Source organism: Paenibacillus barengoltzii G22 (genome assembly GCF_000403375.2).
In the GTDB taxonomy this organism is placed as follows: Bacteria; Bacillota; Bacilli; order Paenibacillales; family Paenibacillaceae; genus Fontibacillus; species Fontibacillus barengoltzii.
Map to the genome: position 1 here is coordinate 527,071 of NZ_KE159654.1, position 17,322 is coordinate 544,392.

General features: G+C 42.0%; 12 protein-coding genes. 3 read left to right on the forward strand and 9 right to left on the reverse strand.

Annotated features, from left to right (window positions below):
* Window positions 1-12: 12 nt before the first annotated feature.
* Entirely contained in the window at window positions 13-1,443 is a 1,431-nt protein-coding gene (locus C812_RS17175) for a sensor histidine kinase (protein ID WP_016313930.1), read from the reverse strand.
* Complete coding sequence (locus C812_RS17180; RefSeq protein WP_016313931.1) at window positions 1,433-2,164, reverse strand: response regulator transcription factor; 732 nt, start codon at window positions 2,162-2,164, stop codon at window positions 1,433-1,435. Before C812_RS17180 ends, C812_RS17175 begins: the two co-directional genes overlap by 11 nt.
* A 148-nt stretch (window positions 2,165-2,312) precedes the next feature.
* On the opposite strand from C812_RS17180, the gene C812_RS17185 reads away from it, so the two are divergent.
* Window positions 2,313-4,610 (forward strand): alpha/beta hydrolase family protein, encoded by a 2,298-nt coding sequence (locus C812_RS17185; protein WP_016313932.1) that lies wholly within the window; start codon window positions 2,313-2,315, stop codon window positions 4,608-4,610.
* Between the two features lie 14 nt (window positions 4,611-4,624).
* Window positions 4,625-5,362 carry a CPBP family intramembrane glutamic endopeptidase gene (locus tag C812_RS17190; RefSeq protein ID WP_244268347.1) on the forward strand — a complete coding sequence of 246 codons (738 nt, stop codon included), beginning with the start codon at window positions 4,625-4,627 and terminating at the stop codon, window positions 5,360-5,362.
* A 109-nt stretch (window positions 5,363-5,471) separates the two neighbouring features.
* Here the strand turns inward: C812_RS17190 and C812_RS17195 are convergent, their stop codons facing one another.
* Window positions 5,472-5,918, reverse strand: coding sequence for a hypothetical protein (locus C812_RS17195; RefSeq protein WP_016313934.1), 447 nt, complete (start codon window positions 5,916-5,918; stop codon window positions 5,472-5,474).
* A gap of 271 nt (window positions 5,919-6,189) precedes the next feature.
* On the opposite strand from C812_RS17195, the gene C812_RS22970 reads away from it, so the two are divergent.
* Window positions 6,190-6,333 carry a ribbon-helix-helix protein, CopG family gene (locus C812_RS22970; RefSeq protein ID WP_084770855.1) on the forward strand — a complete coding sequence of 48 codons (144 nt, stop codon included), beginning with the start codon at window positions 6,190-6,192 and terminating at the stop codon, window positions 6,331-6,333.
* Window positions 6,334-6,424: 91 nt separating this feature from the next.
* On the opposite strand, the gene C812_RS17205 is transcribed toward C812_RS22970, so the two are convergent.
* The 6 genes from C812_RS17205 to C812_RS17230 all read right to left on the reverse strand — a co-directional run bounded on the left by C812_RS17205 (window position 6,425) and on the right by C812_RS17230 (window position 17,227).
* The gene (locus C812_RS17205) at window positions 6,425-6,880 is read right to left on the reverse strand and encodes a hypothetical protein (protein WP_244268348.1); all 456 of its coding nucleotides are present in this window, start codon (window positions 6,878-6,880) and stop codon (window positions 6,425-6,427) included.
* A 168-nt stretch (window positions 6,881-7,048) separates the two neighbouring features.
* Window positions 7,049-8,086, reverse strand: coding sequence for a DNA cytosine methyltransferase (locus tag C812_RS17210; RefSeq protein WP_016313937.1), 1,038 nt, complete (start codon window positions 8,084-8,086; stop codon window positions 7,049-7,051).
* Window positions 8,087-8,105: 19 nt separating this feature from the next.
* Entirely contained in the window at window positions 8,106-9,986 is a 1,881-nt protein-coding gene (drmB, locus tag C812_RS17215; RefSeq protein WP_016313938.1) for a DUF1998 domain-containing protein, read from the reverse strand.
* A gap of 6 nt (window positions 9,987-9,992) precedes the next feature.
* A complete protein-coding gene (locus C812_RS17220) occupies window positions 9,993-13,595 on the reverse strand; it encodes a helicase-related protein (RefSeq protein ID WP_016313939.1) in 3,603 nt (1,200 codons plus the stop codon).
* 18 nt (window positions 13,596-13,613) lie between these two features.
* Window positions 13,614-16,229 (reverse strand): DrmE family protein, encoded by a 2,616-nt coding sequence (locus C812_RS17225; RefSeq protein ID WP_016313940.1) that lies wholly within the window; start codon window positions 16,227-16,229, stop codon window positions 13,614-13,616.
* A gap of 353 nt (window positions 16,230-16,582) precedes the next feature.
* Window positions 16,583-17,227, reverse strand: a complete 645-nt coding sequence (locus C812_RS17230; RefSeq protein WP_016313941.1) for a 2OG-Fe(II) oxygenase — start codon at window positions 17,225-17,227, stop codon at window positions 16,583-16,585.
* Between the last annotated feature and the right edge of the window lie 95 nt (window positions 17,228-17,322).

The window sequence follows — 17,322 nt, forward strand, 5'->3', positions numbered from 1 at the left end:
GTCTTATATAGACTAGGCTTTGACCGAGCTCATCTCTCCCGTCTTTGGCAAGGTCAGCACAAAGCGCGTCCAGCCTGTGTCGCTATCAAGCACAAGGCTGCCTTCATGCTTCTCTGCGATATGCTTGGCGATCGTTAGGCCAAGCCCTGAGCCGCCGTCGCTCTTGCGCGCGGCGTCTCCGCGGACGAACGCCTCGAAGACACGGGCACGCAGTTCAGCGGGGATGCCAACGCCGTTGTCTGCGACCTCAATCCGCACTACGTCCGGCCCATCAATAAGCGACAGCCGTACATGCGTCCCCGGTGGATTGTATTTCAGCGCGTTCGCCAGCAGATTGGAGACGGCTCGATACAGCAGCTTCGTATGGATCGGCACAGACACCTCGTCTGAAGGAATGTCGAACTCGAACGTCATCCCTTTCTCCTCGAACATATCGTAATAGTCGGCGGCCATCTCGCGCGTGAACTCTGCAAGATCACATCCCTTTTTGACAACAGGATAATCTGGAACCTCCAGCTTCGCCAACTCAAACACATCGTCAATCAGTTCCGCGACCAGCTTCGTCTTGCCGTGGATGAGACCAAGTGTCCGTTGACGTCCGGACTCCTCCTTGATGACCCCATGCTGCAGCGCTTCTACGTAACCTTGAATCGTCGTGATCGGCGTTCTCAGATCGTGCGAAATATGGACAAGCATCTGCTGCTTGCTCTCCGCCAGCTGTCGATTGTTGGCTTCGGCTTGCTCCAGCTTCTCCGCCATCTTGTTGAAGCTCTCCTGAATTTGCGCCAGCTCGTAATTCGCTTCGATGTGAAGCCGCTCATGGTAACGCCCATCCGATACACTCCGGATACCTGCGGCAATCGCGCTAAGCGGGTTAGTTAATCTGACTGCGGCCAAGCGGCTGTATACATATACATTTATTCCAAATAGCAAGACGAACAACGCTCCCGTCTCGGCTAGTGCGATCCAGAAGATTCTCTGATAGTCCTCCGTCATCTCGTTGAGCATGAATTCCGCTCGGATCTGTTGTTTTGGCAGCCGGACCAAGACGTAACGACGCTCTCCGTCCTCCGTATGAAATGGAGCTATTGACGTATAGTACGGATTGTCGTCCGTATCGTAAAAAAGAGCGTTCACTTCCCGCTCCGTATAGGCTGTCCTGTCACCGTCCTGCTTCTCTCCCCTAACCTCCTGGATCCGCAGCTGCTCATCGAGAACTTCCACCCAACCGCCCACTTCTTCAACCACATCGGTCTGGATATCGGCCGGATTTGGCCGAACAATCGCATGGGCTTGCAGCAATGACATATCCTTCGGCATGCGCATGTTGGTTCTTTCTACGAAAAAAAGCAGCAGCAAGACGAAGCTTATCCCCAGCGTGAGAGAAAAAATCACGTAATTCCGCAGCAACATCCCAAACAGCTTTTGGGGTCTACGTCGCATCTAACTCATCCTTTTTGGCGAACCGGTAACCGAGTCCGCGGACCGTCCGAATATAAAAAGGTTCCCGCGGCGAATCCTCGATTTTGTCCCGTAGTCGGCTGATTTGCACCATAATCGTATTGTCATCTGCGATATAGGGCTCGGACCACACCTGCTCGAAGATTTGCTTTTTCGTAAAAATACGCCCCGGTTTGCTCATAAACAACTTCAGCAGCTTGTATTCGATTGCGCTCAGCTCGATCGGTTCTCCACGCTTGTACAACAGACACGCTTCATGATCCAGGATCAACTCTCCAAGTCGGGTCTCCGCGATGCCCTTGCCCGCACCAGCTCCCTTAGCCGCGCCGGCGTCGTTGAATTCGTATGTTCTTCGCAAATGCGCTTGAATTCGGGCCACTACCTCCAAGGGACTAAACGGCTTTGTAATAAAATCGTCTGCACCGAGGCCAAGCCCGGCGATTTTGTCCGCCTCCTGGTTTTTGGCCGACAGCACAATCACCGGAATCTTGGAATGGCTGCGTATCCATTGAAGGAGCTTGAAGCCGTCCACATAAGGCATCATGATATCAATCACCGCCAGGTCAATGGACTCGCGAGCGAACATCTCCATCGCGGATTGTCCGTCGTTGGCTTCAAGAACGTGATAGTCCGGCTCCAAAAAAAGCTTCAGCATATCCAAGATATCCTGCTCGTCGTCGACTAACAGTATCGTTTTGCGCATGATTCCACCACCTCACTCCTTCGTAATGTTCGCACCGTACAGCCGTTTTCCTGCTATGTAAGGTTATTGTAAGGAAAGCGACAGGCGGTAGAAAGGCAAAGTTTCTATATTGGATGTTGTAACTTTTATCTGAGAAAGAGGTCATATTATGGCAGAAACAGAGTTGTCCAGAAGAGGTTCCATCCGAACGTGGCGGAATCGGCTTGTCGAGGGGTTCAAGCGTAGGCCCCCGTTGTCTCCCGGTTGGAAAGGAGCATCCATCGCGCTCTATGGTATCGCGGGCGTCATTTTTCTCATCCAAAGCTATCACCTGATTGGGTCGCGGGGCCTGTGGGATTATGTGATCGGAACCGGCGTGTTCCTGATTGCCATTACTTTCATTGCCATGATCCTTGCTGGGGTACTGCATCTTGCCAAGCGTGTGCCTTCGAGGTACATAGGTCTGGCACTTGCCTCCTTCCTCCTAATGTTCATCAGCTTCATCGGTCCGATGACGGTCATGCTGATCGTCACCTTGTCCGTGCTGACCGGCTGTTCCTTATCGGGGGCGTTGATCTCCCGCTGGATCCGGGGTTCCTATCGCGAAGCGACAACACGCACCAAGGTGATGGCCGGAGTGGCGACGGCAGTGACCGTAGCTTTTACCCTCTGTACGGGAGTTTGGTTGGTCGATGGCGGGCGCGCCGAACTGGTGAAGCCTTACCGGCTGTCGGCCATGAAGGCAGCGGGGCATTCCTCGGGAACCCTAGCGAATCCTGCGGAGCCAGGAACGTATCCGGTTCAAACCCTAACCTACGGGAGCGCAGACAGCTACCGTAAGGTTTTTAACGCAGAGGATTCGCTGATCACAGAGCCGGTGGACGGGTCTGCTTTTGTAGCGAACTGGTCCTCGCTCCGGACGAAGACGTTTGGTTTTGGGCCAGATGCGATGCCGTTAAACGGACTGGTCTGGTATCCAGACGGAGACGGGCCCTTTCCGCTGGTGATGATCGTGCATGGCAACCATCTCGCCACCGATTATTCAGACCCGGGCTATGCCTATTTAGGGGAACTGCTGGCAAGCCGCGGCTATATCGTCGTGTCCATCGATGAAAATTTCCTTAACACGTCGCCCTTCAACGACTTGTTCATGTTGAACGTGCTGGAGAAGGAAAACCCCGCACGCGGCTGGCTCATGCTGGAGCACCTGAGCGTATGGAAGGAATGGAACAGCACGGCGGGCAACCCGTTCTACGGGAAAGTGGACATGAACCGGATCGCGCTCATCGGCCACTCCCGTGGCGGCGAGGCAGTCACCGTGGCGGCCGCGTACAACCGGCTGAAGTCGTCGCCGGAGGACGGCAACATCAAGTTCAATTACGGCTTTGGCATCCGTTCCGTCATCTCGCTGGCGGGTACGGACGGGCAATACGAACCGGCTGGTCGGCCGACCGAGTTGACTGATGTGAACTACCTCGCCCTGCAAGGCGCTCACGACATGGACGTCAGTTCCTTTGCCGGAGCAAGCCAGTACAACCGGATCCGGTTTACCTCGGGCAGTGATGACTTTAAAGCGTCCGTCTATATCTACGGGGCCAATCACGGGCAGTTCAATACGGTATGGGGCCGGAGCGATGCGCCGGGGCTTGGCAACCTGCTGTACAACCGGGCCCAGCTGATCCCGCAGGAGGAGCAGCTGCAAGCGGCGAAGGTGCTCATCTCGTCCTTCCTTGATGCAACCTTGTATGGGAGAACAGAGTACCGCGCCATTTTTCAAAATCTGAGTTATGCACGAGAATGGCTGCCGGATACGATGTATATCAACGATTATTCGGATGCTCGAACGACGCTGATCAGCACCTTCGACGAGGATATTGATCTTTCCACCACCACAATGCCCGGCGGGCAACTGATAGGAGAGCGGCTCACGGAATGGAAGGAAGAGAAGGTCGAGATGAAGTTCGCCCCCGGCCCGTTCAGCGCCGTTCGTCTCGGATGGGACCGCGTCAAGGTCGATGGCACTCCTTCTTATACGATCGCCTTACCCGATAATGGGGTTGCTATCCCGCCGAATGGCACCCTCGTCTTCTCCATGGCGGATCGGTCGGGTACACAGGAAGAGCTGGTCGATCTGACCATCGAAGTCGAGGATATCAGCGGCAACACGGCCTCCCTGCCGCTAAGTGCAGCGGGCGGTCTGCTGCCGATGTTCGAAGGCGGTATCGTCAAATGGCCGTTGACGTCGCTGATGCCGACCAAAGAGCCGGTTTTTCAAAACTTCGCTTTCCAGCTATCCGACTTCAGCCACGTCAATTCGTCGTTCCAGCCGGAGCGGATCCGCCAAATCCGATTCGTATTTGATCAATCCGCCAGCGGCTCGATCTATTTACGTGATGTCGGCATTCGTGACGATGCTGCTGTCATCAATGCCTTGAAATCTAGTATTGGGAAGGAAAACGAGCGATGACCACAACAAAGAGAATGTTATCTGCAAAAAAAGTGATTGCCGCGATCGTACTAGGCTTGATCTCCGGGGCTTTGCTAGGAGCCCAACAAACGATTGTCTTATCCCCTGAACTGGAAGATCAAATCGTGGCGCAACTCGGGTCGAAGCAAGTCCTTATTCTGATCACCATGCTTCAAACGGCAGTGTTAGCCGGACTGGCTACAATCGCAGGGATCTGGGCGGCTCCCAAAGTGAATCTGAACAAGCCATTGGTGTGGAGCAGAACCAGCATGGTAGCAGCGCTGAGCATCGGACTGTTGTCCGCCAGTTTTATTGCCATTGCAGAGAAGCTGGTGTTTGCCGGAAGTTTGGGACTATCGGAGAAGTTTGAATTTTCCTGGCTTTATTTTGCGGGAAGCGTATTGTACGGGGGGATCATTGAGGAGCTTCTAATCCGATTCGGACTGATGTCGATCCTCATCTGGCTGGCCAGCAAACTGACAAACACCTCGGATCGCAATAGCATCTATATCGTGGGAATAGTCTTGGCCGCCTTGATCTTTGCCGCAGGGCATCTTCCTGCCACTGCACAAATGCTGGGGTTAAGCAACGTTACTGTAGCCCGGACGCTATTGCTTAACTTCTTGCCAGGCATCGGATTTGGCTATCTGTATTGGAAACACGGAATAGCCTACGCCATGCTCGGACATATCGCTACGCATGTGATTAACCAGTTGATTTTGCTTCCTCTGTTGTTCAATGGGATGAACTAAGCATAGTGAGAAACCACAACCGCATAAGGTTGTGGTTTCTCTTCATGGGTGCGAGGGGCGTCGTATCCCTGCCCTATATATTTAAGAAGCCATTCAATACGTGAAGAAACTAAAACTCATCCGACAATTCACTTAGCATTTTCTCGTATTTATGAAGTTTCCTTTGTGCATCGTATTTACTGTAATGCAGAACTTCCCTTTTTGACAGATATAACAGTGTCCACCATTTGCTTTTATCACGGGGTTCCCATATTTTCGTGAGTTCTTCGGAACTTGCTGTGTTTAGTTCCTGTTCATAGGAGTTCAATTCCAATCTTGTATCCGATATCAAGATCTCTAATAAAATTCTTTTAATTCTAACTTCATCTACATAGGGTAGTAAACTGCTCAAACAGAGTTCAGTTTTGAATTCCTTACCTTCTGAGTTTGGACCATAAGCATAAATAGGACTAACGATTTTTTGGTCTTCCAGATAAAATCTCACTTTAAACAAGTCGGTTATGTATTCATCAAAGAATAAGGCTCCACCTGGAATTGATTCTAAAATAATTTCCATAAATGATGCCTCCTAACATGAATTACAGCCCCAGGGTCAAAAATAACGAATGCTTCTGCATACTATGAGTGCAGCAAGAGGGTCATTTCAGTCGTTTCATCATGTTTGTAATTATATATGTAATATTACTACATTGCAATTTGTATTCATTACTAAATACATTTTGTGTTATGTTATAATTCCTCACTTTCTATCTATACTGATATGTGAGGTGATTCGTGTGAGCAATGATGAGTTCATCATAACTCCAAGGGAAGACAAGACTGTGACAATGTCCATTCGCATTGAAAAAATCCTTCAAGAACAATTAGATGAACTTGCCCGGAAGAGCAATCGTTCTCGGAACGAAATCATTAACATGGCGTTGGAATATGCCCTTAAGAATGTTAAGTTTATCGATTCCACAAACGATTAATTCATGTAAATTCAATCATATAACCTTGAAAGCAAAAACCCGCTCAACGAGCGGGCTTCATTGCTTCAAGATATTTATTTCAGAAGTGTTCCTAGGATTCCTCCACCCGAATCCCTACCACATTCTCTGCCAAATCCACATCGCTGTGATCCAGTTGCACCTTCACCTTACCAAGTCGACGTGCTTCACGCCATTCCCGTAGGTCTTCCTCATTCTCCAGCTTCAATTCCGCAATTTCACTGGCTCGATCAAACATGTACTTGCTCGTGTACAGACAGGTATATATCCCTTGTCCACCCAGCGCAATAGGCTTGTCCCGCCGCTCCCACCGTTCGATCGTAAACTTAACATACAGCTCCTCCTCCGTCCCGGGCCGAGCGGGCCGTTCCGTGATTTCCCTTCTCCGGACCACCTTCCAATCCAGAACACGACCAAACCAATGGATCCCCGTGTTCCCTGGGCCCAGGAACTTCTTGCGAGACTGGCACATTGCAATGTATTCGATTTGAGTCAGTAACTTGTGGTCGACGATATTTTTCAGTGGCATATGGTAAAAACGGAGCTTCAGCGCCATTTCCAGCTGGGAAGGCTCTCTGAGTGAACCCACCAGGACGTTAACAAGTCCTTAAACAAAAGCACATCATCGTTAAAATTAAAGCAACAATGTTCTTTTGCATTTGTATAGGAATTAAGAAGTAATAGAGTACGTAAAGATCTACACTCTAGATAGATAACATTCCTCAATATGAGTGAAAATGTTGGAGCTTTGAATCTTGCTAAACAACGGTGGTAATGCATTCCCAATCATTAGGGCCAAAGATGTCTTAGGAATATTTAATGGAAATATATAGTCCGAAGGAAAGGTTTGTAGTAGTGCCGCCTCTCTCGCGGATATACATCTATTTTCCTCAGGATGAAGGAATCTCCCTTTTGAGGGATTCAAACATCCCCCAGTAATAGTCGATGAAACATCGTCCCATCTCAGTCTACCGTAGACATCCTTAAATCCAACATTCTTCTTTTTATGGCATTCCAGGGTATATTCTTCAGGAAGATCCGTCCTACTTCCACCATTCTTAGGTATTTGACTAATCATTTTTTCTATTCTTGCGATATGTTTAGGAAAAATTTTGTGAACTGGATCAGAAGAATTATAAGCACTTTCTAATCCACCAATTACGTCTCTTACTGTTCTCCTTTCATTATTTCCTAGTAAAACTTTTATTTCACTAATGCGTGAACCGACCATAACAAATCTTTTCCTTCTTTGAGGAACGCCATATTTTGAAACGTCTACAACTTTATAATCAATATAATACCCCATAAACTCAAGCTCATTTACAACGTACTTAAATAGATCATAGTTTATTATGGAAGGAACATTTTCCATCATTAAGGTAAGTGGATTAAGTTCTTTCACAAATCTTAGATACTCCAAAATCAAATCATTTCTAGGGTCGTCCACCGGTTCTCTTCGATTAAGTCTTCTCATCGAGGAAAAACCTTGACAGGGGGGGCACCCCGCTAATAAATATAGCCTCTCTCCTTTTAGCAATTCATTTATTTTTTTAGTATCAAGCTTACGTATATCCTCATTAAATATCAAAGTTTCTTTATGATTAGCAGCATATGTCTCTGCCGCTTGTTTATTAACTTCAACTGCTGCAATTACATGAAACCCAGCCTGACGAAGCCCTTCAGATAACCCTCCGCATCCTGCAAATAAATCAATCGCAGTAAAGTTTTCTCCCATGTTCATCGACTCACCCATCTCAACTTTTCAACCAATTACTGTAAAACCCCAAGTGTTTTTCTTCAAAAGTTCCTACAACAAGACCCCGGTCTAAAAAAACATTAAATTCTTCACAACTTGTCTCTGGCAATAGACCACAAGAATGGCAGGCAGCAAGATTTAGTGCATCCCTTCCTTGACCTTTGCTAGTGATACACACCGGATCGTTAGAACATAATTCGCCAAATTCAATTGCTTTTCTAAATATCCTAGGAAAGCAATCCCAATAACCTTGCCTAACTAATCCACCAAGTGTACCTTCAGAATCACCGCTGGCAGTATAAATGAGAATACCTGACATTTCGATTTTATCGTCCTGTTCACTACAATAAATCCTCTCCCTTAAAGATGCAGCAGTATACCCGCATTCAAAACTCAACTGTCTAATAAGTAAGTGAGCTATTGTGTGTAATAAAATAAATTTCGGAGTAATTTCTCTACTAGTAACTTCTCCTTGATATGAAGACTGATAATGACTATTAATAATCCGCACACGCTGCCTAATTTTTTCTTTATTTCCTTCAATCCATTTCGCTATCTCCGAATTGTCGAATTCGATAAATATTCCTTCCCCACGAACTTCATAACCAGGGTACCACCTTGTCTGAGGCTCTTTGGAGGAGACAAAACCATGGATTGCTTCCTCTGGTGCATAAGGGTCGGGAGGGTCTAAGCGAGTAAACCCAGTCAATGCTCGTACCTCCCTGATTTTATGAATTAACGATATATTTTTAATATAAGGTATAGGATACATTTCAATATTAGTCTCTTCTCTTACAAAATCGTTGCCATTAAGGTCATTGATTGATATCATCCCTGAAAGAGCCTCAAATTCTTCTATACGATAGTTCATTCCGTTTGCATCAGGCTTCTCTCCGTTATCACTATTTAGAAGACGTCTTGATAATATGTTTTTGACCACAGTGATATCAGCAGAAAGTTCCCTCGTAATCTCCTCAGCCCACTTATCTATTCTCTTCTTAATTCTATCTATTTTTTCATCTTCTTCATAATCACTAATTATCCTCAAAATATCACTGTAACCAACAGAATTAACAATACGATCGTTTATCTTATCTGAATATGGAGGAATCACAAGTGAGCTTACAACCTTTGGATAATATAATGATGATGCTCCGCGTTGCATAGCTCTAGGAAATTCTACACAATCAACAGAGTGATTTTTCCAAGGCATCCGTCCTGAACATATGTAACCTATTTTATCCAGTGCATCCTTGTCAAATGCCCCTTTTAAAGTCGCACGAGAATTACAGTTTTTACATTTAATATTTATTCCTTCAAGTCCCGCAGAAGCAGTTGCTCCTGTTTCAAAAGTTAGGACGGGATTATCACAAATTCCACTTTCTTTTTTTCCATGTGCCCAAAGCACCCAAGGAAAATCATCAATATGTCCTTTACTACAAGCTACAACAATACGACTTGGAACCAATCCTTGTTTGCACTCCATGCAACGAGGCTTTCTCATGTAAGGGTCGTTTTCCTTTTGTTTAGAAGTAGCCTTTTTAAGATATTCGTTAACCCAAAGCTTTAATGGTTTGAATATACGACACTTTGGACAAAAATACCACTCAGGGAATCGAGAATATGCAATTCCCCAATCATATTTCCCTTGACCTCCAGGCATTCCAAAAAAGTCCACTTCTAACGCTTTCTCCAGCCTTTCATCATGAATCCGGATAACCTTCTTTTCCCAATATTCAGGAGCCGCTGTCATTAAAGTTTGGTCTGGGAAATCAACCATAGCCCCAACACCGTACTGAAGTATTGCTTGTGCACTTCGTATACTATGAGTGACTACATTTAATCTCTGTATATCCTTTTGTTTACCAAGTTTAGACATATAATATCACTCCCATATTATTAAACCTGCAGTAACATTTTTATCAACATTCCGCATTGATGTTAGAGTCTCCTTAGCTGTATCTGAGCTATTATCCCCATATGGTTTAAGCAATCGCTTTGAATCAGAAGTGGGGGCTTGCAGTAAATATCTATCACCGTAATAGAAATTAATCCCTGTTGAACGACTAATCCGGTCCTCCCAATCGCTCCAAAATTCCTCCATTTCCTCAATAATAACAGTGCTCTCATCCCTCAAATCAATTTCCACACGGTCCCTGATTTCTTTTACACGGGAAATAATAAATTCTACTATTTCATGCGTTGCTTTATCGTTTCGTTGAAAATGTGCAGCCGAATTGTCAGAAGTGAGATTATATTTATGTCTCATTAGAGTTACCATAACAGCATGAAGAGCTCGATCACGAGCAGGTTTTGAAAAGGGAGTTGCACCTGTCGGTTCAACAAATTTATAGAACGATTCATGGTAACTTCTAAATTGTTCATAGTGCGATCTATCTCTACTTTTAGCACCGTCATACAAAACAAAAGCTACTCCCGGATAAGTTCTTCCAATGCGACTAGAAGCTTGAATGTACTCACTTGTTAGCTTCGGTTGCCCAACAAGTAACATTACATTCAATCTAGCAACGTCAACACCGACCGATATCATATTTGTTGCAAGTAGTACATTTATTGGATATCTTCTGTTACTTTGATTTTCTTCGCTATAAACTACCTGCTCTAGCTTTTCAAGCGTTTCATTTAATTGTGAAGTTGAAATTCTGCTAGTTAATTCATACGCTGAACCAGTAGGTCTAGTTAACTTTCTACTTCCAAAACGTTGTGCAGTCCTTCTTATAAAATCTTTGACGTCATCATCTACCAGTGTCGAACATTTACTTAAATCACGTAAACTATTAAAATAAACCGCTAAAGTCCAGTATTTATCCTTAATTTCATAAGGAAGGTCCATCATATGAACTCGCTGTAATATTGCAGCTATTGCCCTAACTTCCATCATTGCTTTAGTCTTTCCGGAAGGCATTATTCCAACATAAGTTCGTCCAGGTTTCTCTTTAATACTAGCCTCTCTAGCAAAAAAAGAATCATCCGAGTTAATTCCCGGAGCAGGGAATTGTTTCACATCACGATTAAATAAATTTGAACATTGATCTTTAGCTCTTCGGATTGTTGCCGTTGATGCTACAATTTTAGGCTTCACACCTTTTGCGCTATTCAAAGCATCTATTGCCGTTTCATACAGCCCAACCATTGTTCCCAGAGGGCCAGATATTAAATGTAATTCATCCTGAATAACCAATTCTGGAGTTCTGTTGTTATCTGCTGTTGCAAAAAAGCTTCCAGCATTACTTTTCCAAGGTAACATTGCAAACTTGTCTACAGTACCAAATAAAAGTGTAGGTGGATTATCGTAAAGTTCCTCGTCCACAACTTGAATAGGTAACAGTGCTTCAAATTCGCAACCTTCTTGAGGGCAATACATGGAGAATCTTTTATTATCCTTCATGAAATAGCCCCAACTACCAATTAAATTCTTACCATTTTTATCGTGATCTTTAACAAGCTTTGTTCCGCACCAAGGACATTTTAATAATTGGAACTTATTGTATTTATCTTTTATCTCTCGAAGGTTACTACTATTAGCTTTTAATAATTCATTAACGAATTTTTTGGCATCCTCATTTTTATTTGGAGTATGAGTACCTCCAATCCAAAGACCAATGGTAATTTTTTCATTTCCAAGCTTATACTTAGGATATTTAGATTTTTTATTCACGCAGTCCTTTCTAATTGCTTCACAAGCACAAATAAGAGTACTTGCCCGTTGAAATTGTTGCGCTGCAAGAAGTCTGAGAGTATATCTCATTATAACTGTAGTCCCGGCAGAACTAGATAGGTGAACAAGACGCCGATAAAAGATTGTAAATGCAGTCAATCCTAAATAAGCTTCTGTCTTTCCTCCACCTGTTGGAAACCAAATCAAATCAATAATATCTCGATCAGGACAATTTTCCTCGACGATAGACCTTAGACTCATTAAAAGAAATGCCAATTGAAACGGGCGCCATCTGTGATTTTTATCGTCTTTATCGTAATAATCTAATTCGATCAATTTAGACTGTAGTTGTTCATCGTTAGGGTAATGATCATCTTTTTGAAAAATTGAGTGAATTCGTTGCATAAACATTGCTCTATTGGCTAATTGGAACGCATTATAGACAATTTCGTTTTTCTCTAACAATTCCAAGCCGTAGTACATTCGGTCACAAGATTCCTTACATTCTTGAATATGATGCTTCACAGCCTCCCTATATCTATTATCAAGAGATAAGCCTGTTGCTTCAATTTCTGTTATCCAAGAAGAATAGGCATCAACAAGATCCTTCATCATACTAATTTTCTTGGTCTTATCTGTTTCATCTAAATCTGATAGAAACTTCATGGAGAATGTTGTAGGATTAACTCGCTTATCTCTGATATTAAAATCCATTTGAGGCACTTCATATGTAGGCATAAAGTCAGACCAGATTTTCCCTTCCCCGCTGTCAGTTACCTCCCAATCAGCAGAAACGCCGTGTCCGGTTGCATATACCTTTTTATTGCGATACAGAAGTTCTAGACCTTTTTCCTCTAAATCACTGTTGATGGAATACTCACGGTTGGAGTAACATTCGAATTTGAGCCCATTGTTCATTTTGGAATCAATGAGAATAAAAGGTTGAAAGAAGGAATTTGTACCGTTATATCCACCCGTATTCATGTTAACTAATAGAATTGTTATTGCTTGTATTCCGTTAGGAGTGAACTTTCTTAGAGCTACACATTTTATTTCTTCATTATCTAACTTGTTTGCTTCAAAATAATCATTTTGGGAAAAATCAATTTTAACAGGCAAACTATGTGGAACTCTAACAAATCCTTTTGTGAACTGGTCACTTAATCTGTAAAGACAATCAAATAAATATTCATCATGAATCTCTTCACTCTGTTTTAATTGGGTAACTTCCCTAGGAGTTAATCTGTTTTTTAATATGAGTAATTTATTTTCACGATCATATTCAACTAAAAATCTTACTTTATCCGGGAGAATATACTGATCTTCGCCTTCCGGTTGGAATGGGATCTTGCAATCCTCTAACAATGCTTTTCTATACGTTCCAAAAGATACATTAACTTTAATTTCTTTCACTTCATTATTTATAAAAAAAGTGATCCCCATAGAAGAAGGCATATTTTGCATCGATAGACTTATATCCTCATCTAAAGAACTGTCTAAATCGTCAGCAACATTCCCCAAAAAACTTTGTTCTTGCTTAGAATCGTTATCTAAAATAGATACTTCTGTTTTATTAGAATCATAATCCTCATTTGTTTCGCTGGGTATAATAGGAACTACCTCATTATTATTTTCTGCATTCATTAAATTTTTTTGTGGAAAAAGCACCCCAACGCTATATCTTATTTCAGGTAAATCAGTTATAATTTCATGATCCTCATCAGGTATTGAATATTCAGAACCAGGTCCCAATAACTCTTTAGTTAGTTCTTTTATTAATTGAGTCCTTGCAGTTAACAAATCCTCCATCTTCAACACTCCTTATTATTAAAATTGTATTGGTCTATTAGCTAAATGAGGTGGCACTATCAGATTTTCGATATTAATAATTTTCTCTATTTGAACAATTCGAGACATCTTTGACAAATCAATTGGTAATAAGCTTAAAATATCATCATAAATTTCTTCATTTTTATTTAATGTTCTTATGATATTTTTACCAAGATATTTCAAAATCCTTACCTTCATAGACCTTACTTCCCTACTCGATTGGTAATATATTTCAGGACTTTCTAACATCTCAGGGTCTTGCAATAGTTTTGCTATTATTCTGTATGACTCAATATCTCTAGGTCCAACAATATGACTTTCCTCGTCAAGCCAAGTTCTAAGAGTTACTTCATGTTTAGGTGAACCTAACCTTTCCATCATCTCTGATAATTGCTTAAAGCTAATTTGTCTACTATGAACATACTCTCTAAGTGATTTTTTCCACCTCTGAGACCTCCGGTATGATTCTCTAAATTGTTCACTGCAATTGTCACTTTCAATAACAATATTCATGATTTTTTCAACGATATCCCTTGTAGTACTATCATAATTAGTGAATATTAGTAGATCCCCCTCACTCAGTGAATAAACATCAGTTTCTTGCACTGATTTTTTATCCATATTATAGATATATGCTGAGTAAAATCTGGTAAGAAAAATCCTTTCTCCACTATCTAGAAGGGCAATCCTTTTTATCTCTAAGGGCTGAATAACTGTATTTGAAGAGGGCACAGGCAATTCTCCCAAATAAGATAGAGAAAGGCTTTCAGACAATGCCTCTAGTTGATCCTCAATATAAATTTCTTCAGATACAGCTTTATAACTCAACGGTATTACGGGACTATTATTGTTACTACTCGAACTCTCTTTAACTAGAGAGTTATTTTTACTCAACACAGATAGTCTACTTTGGGTATACATATTAGCTTGTTGATATCTGTTGAGTTCGTTTGGATATAAGATTAATTTTACTGACCCACTATTACTTAATAATAACGGATTTAAATTCGACCAATCCAAAGCACCAACAACGTATACATTTTGATAAATTTTTGAAGAACTGTAATTATTAGGAGTGAAAAAATCAACTTTTTCAATTAATTTTCTTAAATGATCTGGTACAGCCTCTGTAAAGATCTTTTTATAGTATATTTTGGGGCAAATAACAGCTGCTTCACCTTGATCAATTCCATTAGTAATATTTTTTAGCAAATATTCAAATTTCGGATTTGTATATTGCATCTCAAAAAATTTCCCACTAATCTCCTCAATAATGAACTTTAATTGGGTTTCTATATTTGTTCCAAGATAATTATTGGCAGCCATTTCTAAGGCTGCAAACTCTGTAGTTGGTGAAGGTGCATTTATTTGATTTTTAGTGATTATTTCTTCCATTACAGAAATAGGGAAAATAGATTTTTCGAGAAGGTTTATTAACCAATATGCCTTTTGTACTAACTTTGATAATAATCCATCATTTTGCTTTAAAAGTTGAAGTAAAATTTTTTTACAATCGCGAAAATCCTCATTTATAAAAAATTCCTTAATTTCAACTATTTCTATTTCAAGATTTATATGATTCTTAATCATTTGTCGTAATTGCTTACTTTCAGGATGTATGTATTCATCATGAATATGCTCTTCTTGAATGTAATAGTTTTCGTAATTAATCAATATATCTCTAGTCCATACAAATGGTTGTAAATTATCTAATTCATTAAAAAGCGGTGAGCTAATCCCCTTACATATCTCTCCAAGTAAAATAATACTCTTTAGCGAGGTGCGCTCATAAATACTAGCAAGTTCAGATGAGCTATTTGAAAGATAGTTCAAATCGGAAATGACAAGTGTCTCGATCTCAGGATCTTCTAGTATCATTTCCCTTGCTAAAGATATTTTGTTTACAAATCGAATAACAGGATCAGTTTTTGCTACATTCCCTGGGTAATGATAAACATCATTAGATGTATAGTATGCAGCAGCGAACAATTCACACATCCTAACTCGCTTACCATTTATAGACAGAGTCATATGTCCGAATATTTCATCAGCCTTATATCTATCACATACTATTACAACACCTTTAGTTATTACACTTTTAACTTCCTGCTTTTTAATTCCAAATAACCCTGATATTGTATCTATTATGTTTCTTTTTTTCCTAATACCACGGCCATCTAGAGTCTTCCCATCACCATAATAAGGTTGTATTTTATTTGCTGATGTTACGGGGACGTAATTAGTAGTTGGGGTTCCACCTTTATCCTTATTCACAATTATGATATTTCCATTGGGGTCTTTCCCTTTATACACCCCTCTTTTATCGTTATATATTACCAAATCATCTATATTTAGGTCATTTAGGAAAGCAGTGTTATCACTATCATCAGATAAATAGGCTTTAAATGCAGTTATCGCTATTGCAAAATATAGAGGAATAGATGTGCCATGATGTAAGACAATCCCTCTCTCTTTGCTTGAATTTGTTAGTAAATAAATTAATGTATCTATATAGCTTAATACAAACTCACTTTTATTTATAAAGTGTTTTCCCAACATGAATGACGTTTTCTCGTAAGCAAATCTAAGAATTGAGTTAACTTCATCAGTCATTTCTCGTAGCCTCCAATCTTTCTATCAAGACGATTCCTATGAAATTTTACCCACTATGGTCCAATTTCCACACTACATATATAGTAATATTATCACAGAAAAAATAACTTTTATAGGAAATATATCCTGTATTATTTAGTCGATTTCATTGGACGATTGAAGACTAAAGTAAGAGACTCAACTAAAAAAATCCCGATAAAATTAACCAAATTTTTATATACATGAGATGAAAATGGATTATAAGAATGTTGAAGTGTATTTGTAAGAGGAAATCCTACATTACGCAAAAAAGCGACCTATTAAGGTCACTTTTTGTTAATTAGGTGAACCGAATATACATACATTAGGAATAATCACCCCAAAACAACCCCACCCCTCACACGCTGCCTCCGCATCCACTGGGTTGCAACCCACTTCTCACCGCGAACCACGGGAACGCTGCTGTGCAAGGTTAAATTGTTGAGTTCTTGTTGACGATAGAAGTATTCGAAGTACAGGGCGGATCCGCGCTCGGGTTTGACCTCTAGATCCAGCAAGGGAAAGACGGTCTCACCGCCTGCCTCCACATCGTTTAAGTAGATGATCAGGGTGCTGATCCGATTGTTCTCAGCAGAAGGGCTGTTCGGGCCGAAAAAGTCATAGTGGGCTTGGTATTCTTGGCCGGGGCCGTAGTGGAGGATTTGCAAGCCTTCCGCGTGTTCGATGGGCACGTTCATCAAGGCGGAGATTCGTTTTTCGATGCGATGGATAAAGGGGTTCTCTTCTTCTTCGAAAAACATCCCGCGGCTCGTGCGGATTTGGCTGGTCACGTTGTTCACGAGTTTGGAGTCTCGCAGTCGGGGAGCGGCTGCCTTAATCAACTGCTGGCATTCGTCGTCCGTCAGCAGCCGTTCGAATTTCATGATCAAAGGCTCTTGGTGCAGTACCGTCGCCGCAACGGTACAATCATCGAGCGAGTAGAAGCATTGAATCGGCAAGATGGAAATCTCCTCGCTCATCTCTATCACCTCTACTATACAGATTTTTGATGGAATCATTATACATCAGCCTTAGATCGTCGAGTATCCCCCTTGTTCAACCGTTCTCCCACGAA

What these genes read in the sequence shown, in the direction of transcription:
- C812_RS17175 (WP_016313930.1), bottom strand. Translation starts at nt 1,443, where the DNA reads ATGCGACGTAGACCCCAAAAGCTGTTTGGGATGTTGCTGCGGAATTAC.
- C812_RS17180 (WP_016313931.1), bottom strand. Translation starts at nt 2,164, where the DNA reads ATGCGCAAAACGATACTGTTAGTCGACGACGAGCAGGATATCTTGGAT.
- C812_RS17185 (WP_016313932.1), top strand. Translation starts at nt 2,313, where the DNA reads ATGGCAGAAACAGAGTTGTCCAGAAGAGGTTCCATCCGAACGTGGCGG.
- C812_RS17190 (WP_244268347.1), top strand. Translation starts at nt 4,625, where the DNA reads ATGTTATCTGCAAAAAAAGTGATTGCCGCGATCGTACTAGGCTTGATC.
- C812_RS17195 (WP_016313934.1), bottom strand. Translation starts at nt 5,918, where the DNA reads ATGGAAATTATTTTAGAATCAATTCCAGGTGGAGCCTTATTCTTTGAT.
- C812_RS22970 (WP_084770855.1), top strand. Translation starts at nt 6,190, where the DNA reads ATGTCCATTCGCATTGAAAAAATCCTTCAAGAACAATTAGATGAACTT.
- C812_RS17205 (WP_244268348.1), bottom strand. Translation starts at nt 6,880, where the DNA reads ATGCCACTGAAAAATATCGTCGACCACAAGTTACTGACTCAAATCGAA.
- C812_RS17210 (WP_016313937.1), bottom strand. Translation starts at nt 8,086, where the DNA reads ATGGGAGAAAACTTTACTGCGATTGATTTATTTGCAGGATGCGGAGGG.
- drmB (WP_016313938.1), bottom strand. Translation starts at nt 9,986, where the DNA reads ATGTCTAAACTTGGTAAACAAAAGGATATACAGAGATTAAATGTAGTC.
- C812_RS17220 (WP_016313939.1), bottom strand. Translation starts at nt 13,595, where the DNA reads ATGGAGGATTTGTTAACTGCAAGGACTCAATTAATAAAAGAACTAACT.
- C812_RS17225 (WP_016313940.1), bottom strand. Translation starts at nt 16,229, where the DNA reads ATGACTGATGAAGTTAACTCAATTCTTAGATTTGCTTACGAGAAAACG.
- C812_RS17230 (WP_016313941.1), bottom strand. Translation starts at nt 17,227, where the DNA reads ATGAGCGAGGAGATTTCCATCTTGCCGATTCAATGCTTCTACTCGCTC.